The organism is Alistipes senegalensis JC50, from assembly GCF_025145645.1.
In the GTDB taxonomy this organism is placed as follows: Bacteria; Bacteroidota; Bacteroidia; order Bacteroidales; family Rikenellaceae; genus Alistipes; species Alistipes senegalensis.
The window spans coordinates 376,507-390,006 of record NZ_CP102252.1; the positions used below are offsets into that span (position 1 = coordinate 376,507).

The window sequence follows — 13,500 nt, forward strand, 5'->3', positions numbered from 1 at the left end:
TCGTTATGTCAGTTCCATCCGTCGTTCTGCCAGTTTTCGCCCGTCAGACTGAGCATCTTGCGCACCTCGTCCAGACTGACGGGGTATTTGAGGAATTTGGAGGTATAGCTCTGGCGGTCGAACGAGAAACGGGTGTAGGTCTTCTGCCCGTTCGACTCCTCGATGCGCATACCCGTCACACGCCGGTCGGTCTTCGAGAGATCTCCCCCGGGCGCCGTCCAGCGGCGCACGTCGAAGAAGCGGTGCTCCTCGAAAGCCAGCTCCACACGGCGCTCGTTGCACAGCCGCAGCCAAAAGGCCTCGCCGTCGTCGGCCACTCCGGGCATCCCGACACGGGCTCGCACGGCATTGACCGCCTCACGGGCACTCATCGGCGTTCCGTAAGTATTGAGTTTCTCGACCATTTCACCGCCATCCCCTTCCTCCATCTCCAGCACCTCGGTGGCCGGAGCCTGCCAGTCGGCACCGTGGGCCCGGTAGGCAGCCTCGGCGAAATTGAGGTAGAGTTCGGCCAGACGGAACATCCGGATATAACCGTCCTTGTTGCCGCCGCTGGTGCTCGACTGGGCGTTGTTGAACTTACGCAGATAATAACCCGTGCAGGTGTTGCGCCGGCTGGACGGCGACAGCGACAGGCCGCAGTTGCCGCCGACGAAGGTCTCGACCTCGTACTCGCTGTTTTCGAGCTTCACCGTCACACCGTCGTAATAGATGGTCGCATAGAAACGCGGATCACGGTTCAGGTACATCTTGTCCGAGCAGTCCACATAGCCGAAGTCCCGGGCTTTCTGCGAAATGTTCGGCGAGCCGTCGGCATTGTAGGGATTCGCCAGGTCGAGCAGCGGCGTGGATTCGGAACCGTCATCGTTCAGGACCTCGTAGGCGTCCACCATCTCCTGCGTGGGGCAGGCTCCGGCCGACACCTGTCCGTCATCGATCGGCATGCCTGCATACTGCCATACGAGGCTCTGCCTCTGGGCTCCGTAATTGGTGGGCTGATAGATCGTCTCGGTGTCCCAGCCTCCCGAACCGGGATAGGACGTAAGAAAGAACTTGTCGTAAGGTGTCAGGCCGGTCGCGGACTCGTCCGGAAAGGCCGTGGCGGCATCGAAAAGCGCAAGGCCGTGACCGGTGCAGAGGTCGAGCGCCTGCTTGGTGATTTCGGCGGCGCGTTCCCAGGTGTATTTCTCAGTCCCGGCACAGTCGTCGGCCCACAGCGGGCTGGCAGCATAGAGCGCGGCCTGCGACTTGACAGTCCAAATGGCGGCGCGGCTCAGTTCGGGAAGGCCATAGCTCAACAACCGCTGCCGCCATTGCAGGGCTTCGTCCGCGGCAAGCGCCTTGTCGCACGACTCGATGATGAAATCGACGCATTGCGCGAAGCTGGCCCGCTTGTCCTTCGAATAGTCGTGGTCCTTGCCGAGCGACTCGCGCAGAACGGGAACGCCGCCCCAGCGTTTGATAAGCTGAAGATAACAGTAGGCGCGCAGGGCATAGGCCTGGGCGATCATCAGATCCTGCTGGGCCTTCTCATAGTCGGTTTCGAGGCTGGGGTCTTCCAGGTATTTCAGGGCTTCGTTGCAACTGAAAATACAGTTGAACAGCCCCGACCAGCGTTCCGTGCCCGAGTTTTCGTTGTTCCACCACAACGGCATGCCCGTAGCGGAAACACGCCCTCGGTACCAGTCGTAAACCGCCGACGACTGGGTGACCTCCTGCGCTTCGTCGCAGTAAGCTGCCATCATGTAGCCCCCGGCGGTGAATCCCGCCGCAGGGCCCGTTTCGACGGGGACATAGAACGACGATTTCAGATGTTCGTAAGCACGCGCCAGCAGTTCGTAAATGCTGCGCATATCCCCGGCACGGTCGTCGAGCTCGCTGTCCATCTCCTTCTGGCAGCCGGCCCCCGCGAAGAGCAGCGCCGCTGCGGAAAGAGCCAATAAAAGGATATATTTCATTCTTTTCATAACGATTCGCTGTTATCGGATTAAAAATCGAGTTTCACGCCCAGGTTGATCACGCGCATCGGCGGCAGCTTGGTCATACTGCCCGTTTCGGGGTCGATCACCTTCGAGTCGAGGCCCGACACCGTGAAAAGGTTTTGCCCGCTCAGCACGATCTTCAGCCGCTTGATGCCCGCATTGCGCATCAGGCGCGCCGGAAGCGTATAGGAGAGCGATGCGTTTTTCAACCGCCAGAACGAACGGTCAACGATGTTGAAATCGCTGTCCTCGGAGCTGGTCGAAGCGCTGTTGTAGCTCAGGGCCGGATACTTGATCTCCTGCCCCGCGGCAAAGCGTTCGGGAGTCCAGGCAGCCTTGTGCAAGTCGTTGTAAACACCGCTGGCGTCGCGCTCCGTCTGATAGGCGACCGAACCGTAGTAACCCGTCACGCCCTGGAACATCAGGTCCAGTTCGAACCCTTTCCAGCTGAAACCGGCACGGATGGTCGTGAAACCGGTCGGGAGGGTACCCTTGCCAATGGGCGACAGGTCCTTCTCGTTGATCGCGCCGTCACCGTTCACGTCCTTGTAAATAAGGTCGCCCTTGCGCGGTATTCCGATCCCGGAATACATCTTCGTATATTTCGCCAGCTCCTCGTCGGTCGAAATGTAGCCGCTGCCGTTACTGCGATCGACCAGATAACCGAACTGCTGGCCCAGCGGGTAACCGTCCACCCGGTAGGAACAGGCATAGCCCTTGTATCCGCTGCCATCGCCGGGATAAGGCATCTCGCCCGTATAGATTACCTCGTTTTTCGCATGGGTGTAGTTCACGCCGGCATGGATGCCCCAGCCCCGGCCGAGGTCCGTCGCATAGGAGACGCCCAGCTCGACGCCGCGGTTCTTCATCTTGCCCTCGTTGACCTTCTGGTAGTTGGCGACATAGATGCCCTGATAGGCCGGAATCCGGGCACCGCCCTCGATAAGCATATTGTCGGTGCGGCGGCTGAAATAGTCGAACGTCAGGTTCAGCTTGTTCCAAAGCCCCAGATCGAGGCCGTAATTCTGGATCTTGTGGATCTCGGGTTCGAGATCGGGATTGCCCAGCAGACGGACATCACCGTTTTTCTTGATATAGTCCTCGTACATGTAGCGGTAGTTGCCCACCTCGAAATCGTCAAGAGCCACCTCGCCGTAGGAGGCGCGCACTTTCAGCAGGCTCAGCCACTTCACATCGCGCAGGAACGCCTCGTTCGAAGCGACCCAGGCCGCCGAGAAAGACGGAACGAACGTGTAACGGTTGCTGCGGGAGAAAACGTCGGAAGCCGTCAGTCCGAACGTCGCGCCGACCACATAGCGGTCGTCGTAGGCATACGAAAGGTTCAGGCCCGTGTTGTGGTCGTCGTGCGGGAATCCCACGGCCGGGTAATCGGCATTCACGTCATCCAGCTGCTCGTTGGTGAAATACGTATAGAGATGAGCCTCCGCAGCGTGTTTGCCGAACGAGCGTTTGTAGTCCAGCTGGGCGATGTAGCTGATAGCATACTGGAACATGCCGGAGGCCCCGCCCGTCAGATTGGTGTTCAGATTGGAACCCAGCTGCACGAAATCCCCTTTCGTATAGTCGTAATAATAGCGGCTGAAATCCTGCGTCATGTAGTTATAACGATCGTTGCTCGACTGGAAGGCCAGTTTGCCCGTGACGCTCAGTCCGCGCGTGACGAAGTCGAGATCGACCGTAACGCCGGCATACGTCGAGGCGTACATACCCGTATATTTGGTGTATCCCGAACGGTTCAGGATGCCGTATGTCGGCACGGAGAGGGTCTCCATCGTCGTCACGCGGCCGTCCTCGGTCGTGGGGCCGATCATCGTCGGGGGCTGTTGGAAAATCGAACCGTAAATACTTTCGTTGGTATAGCTGTTCCCGGCCAGACGGTCGTTGCGCACATTGCCCGAAACACCGGCAAAGGCGCGGACGTGCTTGGAGATGTCCACGTCGATCTTCGCACGGAAGTTCACCCAAAAGCGGCGCGGAGCGGCCGCGTATTCGTCGGTCTCCTGCTTCAGGAGCGAAGTCTGGTTCATGAAGTTGATGTTCGACCAGACGCGCGTGCGCTGACTGCCGCCGCTGAGGCTGACGCCCAGCCGCTCCATCGTACCGAAATTACGCACGAAGTTATTATAATAATCGTTGTCGGGATAGAGCGGATCGTTGCCCGACCTGATCCGGGCCATCTGGTCGGCGGAGAAGGGAGCCGCCCCCACCGAGCCGTCGTTCTCCCACGCCTGATTACGAAGCGAAGCGTACTCATAGGAAGAGGTCCTCTCGGGTTTGCGGGCGATCTGCTGCAAGGAGAAATCGGCCGTGACCCGCACGTCGAAGGTGCCGGGAAGCCCCGATTTGGTATTGATCACAATCACGCCGTTGGCGCCTTTCAGACCGTAGATGGCCGTGGCGGCAGCGTCTTTCAGGAGCACGATGTTGTCGATCTCGGCGGCCGTCAGGTATTCGATGTTATAATCCTGCATGACGATGCCGTCCACGACGAACAGCGGCTGCGTGCCCTGGGTCGAGGAGATTCCGCGGACATATTTGTATACGCCCGCATTGCCCGGGTCCGAAGAGTATTCGAGCGTTCCCAGTCCCAGGATCTGCCCTTCGAGCAACTGACTGAGACTTGCATTGGGCACGTCTTCGAGCTGTCTGCCCCGAATGGCCGAAACCGCTTCGCTGAGCGTTCCGCGGCGGCGGACCACGCCGTAACCGTAATCCAGCAAGTCGTCCTTGGACGACGCATCCGTGCGCATCGTCACCTTCATATCGGGCGACACGGGCAGCGAAACATTGCCGTAGCCTGCCGTACGGAAACAGAGGCTCGGAACATCCGTCCGCAGTTCGAAACGGCCGTACAGGTCGGTAGTTCCGAGTATTTTCCCGGCAGGATCGGTGATCTCCACCTGATAAAGCGGCTCGCCGGCAGCGTCCGTAACGGCCCCTTTGGCGCTCACGGCTCCGGCATCGGGAGTCCGGATCTCCTGCGCCGTCAGGACGCCGCACGGAAAGGCGACGAGGGCCGCGAGCAATAATACTGTATGTTTGATCTGTATTCTCATAATCGTTTCCTGTTAAAAATTACCACCCGGAATTCTGCCAGCGCTTGTTGGTCAGCGAATAGAGGTTGTTCGCCTCGGTTTCGGGGATCGGAAGCAGCACGTCGCGCGGCTGCGTACTGGCGTTCCGCAGGAGGTCTGTCCGGCGCTCATAAGTGTAGGTGTCGTCGGGATTCTTCGTGATCCACATGACGGTCAGCCTCTCGCAGGGAATCTTGAAATACTGCTGGTAGAGCTGCGAACCGGCGAAAGCCTCGGCCCAGCGGCGGACATCGAAATAGCGGCACTCCTCGTAGCAGAGCTCCACCATACGTTCGTGCCTTACCCGCAAGATCATCTCCGCCTGCGTCAGATCGTCCGGCAGGGCCGGCATGCCCACGCGGCTGCGGATGTCGTTCACCTGCGCCTTGGCAACGTCCAGCTCCCCGGCCTCGGCGGCGGCTTCGGCCAGATTGAGCTTGATCTCCGCCAGCCGGAAGAACTTCCAGGGCGCCGCATCGACCTTGTTGTCGGTAGCATCGACATCGGGCGCGATGTATTTCCGGTAATAGTAACCGGTGCGCGTAAAGCGGTTCTCGCTGGTGTCGTCGCTGACCCCGTTCTCGCCGCCGACAAAGGTTTCGACGGTACGCAGTTCCCCGCCCCACAGAATCTTATCGCCGTTGCGGATGATGCAAGCCTCCATGCGCGGATCGCGGGGAGCCGCATAGGGATCGTCGGGATCATATCCCAGATCCAGCGCTTTCTGGTTGTAGTTGGGTGTCTTGGTGGCCGTATAGGGATTGGCAAGGTCCAGCAGCGGTTCGGCCACGGTTCCGTCGGCGTTCAGCACTTCATAGGCATCGACCATCTCCTGAGTCGGCACGACGCCGGCACGGGTCGTATTGTTAGGCCAGTTCAGAGCGCCGATATAATTGTGGTCGATGTAATTCTGCCGGCTGGTGGCCTGGTAGATCGTCTCCCGGTCATCGGCCGATGTCAGCGAAATCGACGTGAACAGCTCCTTGTAGGCTGCCGCCTTGCCCGTATAGAGTCGGGGATTGGAAACAGACGTTTTGAGCGAATAACCGTTGGATTCGAGCGCCTCCACGGCCTGCTGATTCACCTGGAAAGCCGTTTTCCAATGCGACGCCTTCTGGTCGGCGGAATAATCCTCGCTGTGTACCGGGCTGGCGGCGAACAGGTAAGCCTTCGACTTGATGCACCATGCCAGCGCCTTGGTCATACGCTTGACATCGGAGGGGTTGTCGATCCGCCACGGCAGTTCGTTCGTATCGATGGCGGCCGTACACTCGGCGTCGATCAGTTCGGCGAGCTCCCAGACAGTACGCTTTTTCAGCGTCGAGTAGTCGTAATCGTCGGGATAGCCGTTCGGTTCATAGGCGAAAGCTCCGAACCATTTGAGCATTTCCAGCATATAATAGGCGCGCAGCACGTGCGCCTCGGCGCGCCAGCGGGCACGCTCGCTCTCGGAATTGACACCCGCCTTGTCGATGTATTGCAGGAAAGTCGTGCAATACCGCAACTGCAACATGTAAGCGCTGTAATAGTTCTCATCATCGCTGTAGTCGCGTACCGGATGCGAAGAGGCCGTGCCGCCGCTCGTGTACATCTTGGCGGGAATGGCGTCGTTGATCGTTCCCGAAACCAGGTAGCCTTCGTCCGAAAGCGCTGTCGGAGCGTTGCAGACCCAATAATAGGAGGTACCCTTCGTCGGAAGTTTGCTGTAACAGGTATTCAGGTAAGCGGCCGTCTTGTCGTGGTCGGCGAAGATCTGGTCGAGCGTCTCGCGGCCGTCCGGCGTAGTGTCGAGAAGCGAACACCCCTGACCCGCGAAAGCCGCCAGCAACACAGCACCGACATATCGTATGATTTTCATAATCGCTGAGATTTTGAGGTTTTAGAGTTTGAGCTGTACGGAAAAACTGATATTGCGCGTCAGCGGATACTGGTTCTCGTTGTCCTGCTCGGGGTCGAAACTATGCGCCTTCATGTTGTTGGTGCTCCAAAGGTTCTGACCCGAAACGGCGAGGCGGATTCCGCCGATGCCCATACGCTTCATCCACTTTTGCGGAAGCGAAAAACCGATTTCCAGATTTTTCAGCCGGACGTAGGACATATCGCTGACCACATAGTCGTTGCGGTCGTTCACGCCGTTGCCCGCCAGCGTATAACCGGACCGGAGCGCCTGATAGGTGATCTTCTCACCGCGCTCGAAACGCTCTTTGGTCCATGCGTGGGTCTCCCACTCGCCGGTCAGGTGGCCGTTGCCGAACATACCCAGGGAATACACGCCCTGCTTATGCCCAACGCCCTGCCACTGCATGCTGAAATCCAGATTCTTCCATGACAGCGACATCGACGCGCCATAGGTGATTTCAGGCGTTCCGGATGGATAACCGTACGGAATCTGGTCCTTGATGTCGATCTGCCCGTCACCGTTCTGATCGACGAATTTCCACTGTCCCAGGAAAGCATTGACGAATCCGCCCTTACTGTACATGGCACTGTACTTCGCCAGATCCTCTTCAGTATTGATATAGCCGTTGCCGGCGCCGTCCTTGTAATCGACCTGCAACACCCAGGTCTGCCCGATCGGGAAACCGGTCTGACGATAGGGATAGAGATAGCCGTCGCGGCCCGTCGGCAGACGCACCTCATCGGCTTCGAGCACCTTGTTGCGGGCGAAGTTATAGTTGCCCGAAACATGGATGAACCAATCCTTGCCGAAAGCTTTCTGCCACCCGAGCACCATCTCGTAGCCGTGGTTCTGGACCTTGCCCATGTTCACGCGGGGCAGTACCGAGGAGGGAAGACCCTGAACAAGGGGAACCGTCGAACGGGCGACGAGAATATCTTCGCGCATTTCCCTGAAATAGTCGAAGTTGAACGAAAAACCGTTCAGAAAATTGATGTCGAGACCGTAGTTCTGCTGCCGTGCCTTTTCCCATTTCAGATCAGGATTGCCCAGCAGCGAGGTGGCGACGTAGTTGCCGCGTCCCAGCGACGAAAGAACGGTGCCGTCGGTCACCCAGCCCTGATTGTAAGCCACGCGCACGTCGTCCAAATAGAGGAATCGGCTCTCGCCCAGACGGTCGTTACCCACGATACCGTACGATGCGCGGATCTTGAAGAAATCGATCCATTTGCGGTCGATGTTGTCCTTGAAGAACTTCTCCTCGCTGAGCGTCCAGCCCACTGAAACGGCGGGAAAAATACCCCAACGGTTCTCCTTGGAGAACTGCTCCGAACCGTTGATACCCACGTTGACCTCGGCCGTATAGCGGTTGTCGAAAGTATAGGTCGCACGGGCCGACATGTAGAGCATGTTATAGGGCAGATAGAGCGAAGCCGCCGAATTGCTGACCGAGTTATCCAGCTGGCCGAGCACCATGACATGCACGTCGTGTTTCTCGTTGAACAACCGGTCGTAATTGAGCGAAAGCTGCGTGTTAAACTTGTAGTAGGAGCTCTGTCCGCGGCCGCCATTCAGGAAACTCAGGCCTTCGGTATCGGCATGGATGCCGTCGAACGCAACGTCGGTATGGTCCCAAGTCCAGTAGGACTCCTCGTCGGGGCTCTTGGCCTGATAGAAACCGTAGCGGTTGTAAGCCTGCGTCGCCTTGGTAAAGCCCGAGGCATAGAGGTCGTAGGAGAACATGGCGCGGAATTTCAGGCCCTTCACCAGTTTCTTCATATCCCAGTCGAGCGAAGCGCTGGTATTGACCGTGGTCTTCATCTGTCGGATGTAACCACCCATGTTCATACGCGGATAGAGCTGATAACCCGAACCGTCCTGCACCCAGCCGCCTTCGGGCAGCGGATCGCCGTTCTTGTCGGTGGCACCTGCGGGAAGCGCAGGACCGGGTGCTGTCGGCGGCACGCGGTTCAGACCGCCCAGAATATAGGTGGTACCGGCGGCATCGAAATTAAGATCGTTCGAAGTGTCGAGGCCATCACCCCAGACGATCCGGTTGACTTTGTTGAGGTAAGAACTGACATTGAGGCTGAATTTCAGGTCGTCGGTGATCTTGTAGTCGATGTTCGCACGCACGCTCACGCGCTTGAGCCAGAAGCTCGGGTCATAGCCCCGGGTCGATTCGGGCAGGAACTTGAAAACGCTGCCCTGGTCGATATAGGAGGCGTTCATGAAGTACTGGAGACGGTCCGTACCGCCCGAAACGTTGGCGTTGATCTTCCACTGCGAACCCATCTGGGTATATTCGTCATAGGGGTCGCGGTTGGGGAAGAACGTGGGATCGGCCCCGCTGCGGAACTGCTCGATCTGCCATTCGTTGTACACGGGCGATTTGCCGTCGTTGGCCGCACGCTCGTTCAGCAGGGCGGCATAGTCCCACGAATCCATCTTCATGGCGCCGCGCCAGAGAATCTGCTGGAAGCCGTAGTCGGCCGTGATGGTCACGGCGGCCTTGCCGACGCTGCCCCGGCGCGTGGTGACGTAAATCACGCCGTTGGCGCCGCGGACGCCGAATACGCCCGTCGCGGCGGCGTCCTTGAGGATGGTCACGTTCTCGACCTCGTTGGCATCGAGCGAACTGAGGTCGTCACGGGGCACGCCGTCGATCAGTATCAGCGGCGAAGAGTCGCCGGTGGTGCTGACGCCGCGCAGTTTCATGTTGACCTTCTCGGCGCCGGGCTGTCCCGAGGTCTGCGTCACGGTCAGACCCGGCAGACGACCCGCCAGCGCCGTGGAGAAGTTGGAAACCGGAGCGCGCTTCAGGTCGGTGTTGCCGACCGAAGCGACCGAACCGGTTACGGAAACCTTTTTCTGGGTACCGTAGGCGACCACGACCACCTCGTCGATCACTTTGCGGTCGGGTTCGAGTTTTACGGTGAAATCAGTGCGGGAACCTAATTCGAGTTTGGCAGTTTTGTACCCCAAATACATGACGGACACCGTTTTGTGGGGGGGGGAAACGGTGAGCTTGAATGAGCCGTCCAACCCGGAGTTGGTTCCGATAGTGGTGCCGTCAACGATAATGTTGGCACCCACGACGGGCATGCCGTTTTCATCGAGGACCTTGCCGGTAATTTCATGCGATTGGGCAAACAGACTGCCCGGCATACACAGCGCGATCATCCACGCGCCGACCGCGAGCCACCTGACCACTCCGGTGCAGAATCGCTGACACGGTAGTTTGAAATGATTCATAGGCGATAATTTGTAGTTTCTTGTATCTGTTTATTAAGGAACGCCCGGAGGCGGTTCCGTTTGGGTATTTCCGAATACCGGAGCATCGTGCAGTTCCGAATCTACTTAAACGTTTAAGTAAACAGGGCTTAAAAAAGATGAACCGGCAAATTTACGGTCTGCCATAGGGATTCATCTTCACCCGAATCATCCGAAATCAGACTCGGAACTGGCTCAATCCGCATGTGCCGACAGAATACCGCACTGCATAACAGTCATTTACCAATCAAGGTACTGTCATACCCGTCTGCACCCTGCCGCACCCATTCCACTCCGGCACATCTTCACTCGCTTCTTATCGGAACCGGTTTTCCACTTAATTGATAAAGCAATCGGCAGTCAAAAACCCGTTTCTCCAACACAAATATAAGTAAAAATTCGAAATGCCTGCCGATTTTACAAGAAAAAAGCAGAAAAAATTCGACTTTTTACAATACCTATATATAATATCGGGCTTGAAAAATAACCGATTAATTAATAAATATTTTTCAAATATCTCCTCCGCAAACAGGCAGAGCCAACGTAAGATAGCCCCCTGTCTGCAAACGGACGGGTTCCATAAAAAAGCAGACGCTTTTTTAATAAAAACAAGGCAATAAATTTTGATATTCAAAAAAAAGCGGTAATTTTACAATCGAATTTTAACGGTTAAGTAGATGTTTAGGTTGTTGTGACGGCATTCACACGGCCGCGAAAAGGCCACCGAAAGGCTCTTTTCGCGGTCCGGAGCCGTCCAAAAAGTACGAACCCGGCTTTCAGCGCGCAAAAACATAGCTTAATCGAGCAAAGTAAAACAAACCAAGAAAAAGATAAATCCGATATGAACACGACATTCACCAAACTGACCGCCACCCTCGCGCTGCTGTTCGCAGCAGGAAGTCTGACGGCCGGCGAGAAGAGTTCGCTCGACGGCAAATGGAGGCTCGACTACTGGCCCCAGGGAGACACTCCGATCGTGTCGCCTGCCGACGCCCGGCAAGTCGAGATGAAAACCATCGACGCGACCGTTCCGGGGAACGTGGAACTGGACCTGCTGGCCGCGGGGCTGATCGAGCAGCCCGAAATCGGCAGCAATGTCTACGACCTGCGCCCGTGGGAAGGTTACCAATGGCGTTACAGCCGTACGTTCGCCACCCCCGAACATGCGGACGGCGACCGCATCCGGCTCAATTTCAACGGTATCGACTGTTATGCCGACATCTGGGTCAACGGCCGTCAGGTCGGATCGGCTGACAACATGCTCATCGAACACCGCTTCGATGTGACCGAAGCGCTGAAACCCGCCGGCGAAGAAAACACGCTGGAGGTCTACATCCGTTCGTCGGTGATCGAGGGCCGCCAGTACATTCCGCCGACGATCAGCATCAATTTCGCACAAGTCGAATCGGTCTACGCACGCCGTGCACCCCACACCTACGGCTGGGACATCATGCCGCGGCTGGTGAGCGCCGGACTGTGGCGCAGCGTGGAGCTGGAGGTGCTGAAACCCGTGCATTTGCGTGACGTACACTGGTTCACGACCTCCGTGGACGTTCCCAACAAGCAGGCCACGGTCTTCCTGGACTACACAATCTCGCTGCCGACCTCGATGCAGGACGGCAGGATCACGACCGAATTTTCACTGAGCCGCAACGGCAAACAAGTGGCCATGTACCGCGCCAAGGTGACATCGCATGCCGCACGCCACATCCTCGGACTCGGGGATGTCGAGTTCTGGTGGCCTCGCGGCTATGGCGAACCGGCGCTCTACGACGCCGAGGTGAAGCTCATGGACGAAGCCGGCAATACGCTCGACATCGACCGCCGCCGCATCGGCATCCGCACCGTGCGCCTCGATTTCACCCCGACCCACACGCCCGAGAATCCGGGCCGTTTCTGCTTCGTCGTCAACGGCGAGAAAATTTTCGCCCGCGGCAGCAACTGGACCCCGATGGACGCCCTCCACAGCCGCGACACGCAATGGCTCGACCGCACGTTCGGCCTGGTCACCGACCTGAACTGCAACATGATCCGCTGCTGGGGCGGCAACGTCTACGAGGACACCCGCTTCTACGAACTATGCGACGAGAACGGCGTGATGGTGTGGCAGGACTTCGGCATGGGATGCACGTTCTACTCGCAGCGTGACGAATTCGCCCGCGCCATCGAGCGCGAAGTGACTTCCGTGGTGATGAAACTGCGCTCGCACCCCTCGATCGCCCTCTGGTCGGGCAACAACGAGAACGACCAGACGCTGACCATCGGGACGCTGGCGCCGTTCCGCATCGACCCCAACCGCGACGTGGTGTCGCGGCAGGTGATCCCGATGGTGCTCTACGAGCTCGACCCCTCGCGCAGCTACCTCCCCTCGTCGCCCTACTGGAGCGAAGAGGTCTGCCGGCAGGGCTACAGCACCGCCCTGCTGCCCGAAGACCACCTGTGGGGTCCCCGCGGCTACTACAAGGACCCGTTCTACACCAACGCCAACTGTCTTTTCGTCAGCGAAATCGGCTACCACGGCATGCCCAACCGGCCGAGCCTCGAAAAGATGTTCCCGGCCGAAACGGTCTACCCGTGGACCGACAGGAAAGAGTTCCGCTGGAATGAGGACTGGCTCACCAAGGCCGTGCGCATCTTCCGGGAGTGGGGCTATACGCCCGAGCGCAACAACCTGATGATCAACCAGGTCCGACTGCTCTTCGGCGAAGTGCCGACCCGGCTCGACGATTTCATCTTCGCGTCGCAGTCGGTGCAGGCCGAGGCGATGAAATTCTTCGTCGAGATCTACCGCGGCAACAAGTTCGCCCCGAAGACCGGCATCCTGTGGTGGAACATCCGCGACGGATGGCCCGTGATCTCCGACGCCGTGGTCGACTACTACTTCTCGCCCAAAATGGCCTACCGGTTCCTGCGCAACGTGCAGCGCAACGTCTGCGTGCTGATCAACGACGCCGCGGACGGCAGCCACCCGCTCGTCGCCACCAACGACACGCGCAGCGCCGCCGAGGGTACGGTCCGCGTCAGCGACGCGGCCTCGGGACGCGAAATCTTCCGCGGCAGCTACACCGTCGGGGCAAACGCCCGTGCGGAGATCGCCCGCCTGCCCGAAATGCAGGGCCAGGGCATCCTGCTGATCGAATACACGACGCCCGAAGGCTCGTTCAAAAACCACTATCTCTACGGCCGGGCGCCGTTCCGGCTGGACGAATACCGCAAACTGCTGCGCAAAACGAAAATATACGATCTCTAAATA

5 protein-coding genes are annotated in these 13,500 nt (G+C 58.3%); 1 reads left to right on the forward strand and 4 read right to left on the reverse strand.

Going from position 1 to position 13,500, the window contains the following annotated elements; all coding sequences use genetic code 11:
• Positions 1 to 8 precede the first annotated feature (8 nt).
• From NQ519_RS01465 to NQ519_RS01480, 4 genes are read right to left on the reverse strand one after another with little or no spacing between them, the layout of a single operon-like run.
• The gene (locus tag NQ519_RS01465) at positions 9 to 1,967 is read right to left on the reverse strand and encodes a RagB/SusD family nutrient uptake outer membrane protein (protein ID WP_227901052.1); all 1,959 of its coding nucleotides are present in this window, start codon (positions 1,965 to 1,967) and stop codon (positions 9 to 11) included.
• Between the two features lie 20 nt (positions 1,968 to 1,987).
• Positions 1,988 to 5,059, reverse strand: coding sequence for a SusC/RagA family TonB-linked outer membrane protein (locus NQ519_RS01470; protein WP_083870927.1), 3,072 nt, complete (start codon positions 5,057 to 5,059; stop codon positions 1,988 to 1,990).
• Between the two features lie 19 nt (positions 5,060 to 5,078).
• Positions 5,079 to 6,935 (reverse strand): RagB/SusD family nutrient uptake outer membrane protein, encoded by a 1,857-nt coding sequence (locus NQ519_RS01475; RefSeq protein ID WP_026076342.1) that lies wholly within the window; start codon positions 6,933 to 6,935, stop codon positions 5,079 to 5,081.
• Between the two features lie 21 nt (positions 6,936 to 6,956).
• A complete protein-coding gene (locus tag NQ519_RS01480; RefSeq protein ID WP_259810576.1) occupies positions 6,957 to 10,229 on the reverse strand; it encodes a SusC/RagA family TonB-linked outer membrane protein in 3,273 nt (1,090 codons plus the stop codon).
• Positions 10,230 to 11,088: 859 nt separating this feature from the next.
• On the opposite strand from NQ519_RS01480, the gene NQ519_RS01485 reads away from it, so the two are divergent.
• Positions 11,089 to 13,497, forward strand: coding sequence for a glycoside hydrolase family 2 protein (locus NQ519_RS01485; protein WP_019149839.1), 2,409 nt, complete (start codon positions 11,089 to 11,091; stop codon positions 13,495 to 13,497).
• The last annotated feature ends 3 nt before the right edge of the window (positions 13,498 to 13,500 follow it).

Excerpts from the sequence above, each read along its gene's own strand:
- NQ519_RS01470 (WP_083870927.1), bottom strand. The coding sequence starts at position 5,059 with ATGAGAATACAGATCAAACATACAGTATTATTGCTCGCGGCCCTCGTC.
- NQ519_RS01480 (WP_259810576.1), bottom strand. The coding sequence starts at position 10,229 with ATGAATCATTTCAAACTACCGTGTCAGCGATTCTGCACCGGAGTGGTC.
- NQ519_RS01485 (WP_019149839.1), top strand. The coding sequence starts at position 11,089 with ATGAACACGACATTCACCAAACTGACCGCCACCCTCGCGCTGCTGTTC.
- NQ519_RS01465 (WP_227901052.1), bottom strand. The coding sequence starts at position 1,967 with ATGAAAAGAATGAAATATATCCTTTTATTGGCTCTTTCCGCAGCGGCG.
- NQ519_RS01475 (WP_026076342.1), bottom strand. The coding sequence starts at position 6,935 with ATGAAAATCATACGATATGTCGGTGCTGTGTTGCTGGCGGCTTTCGCG.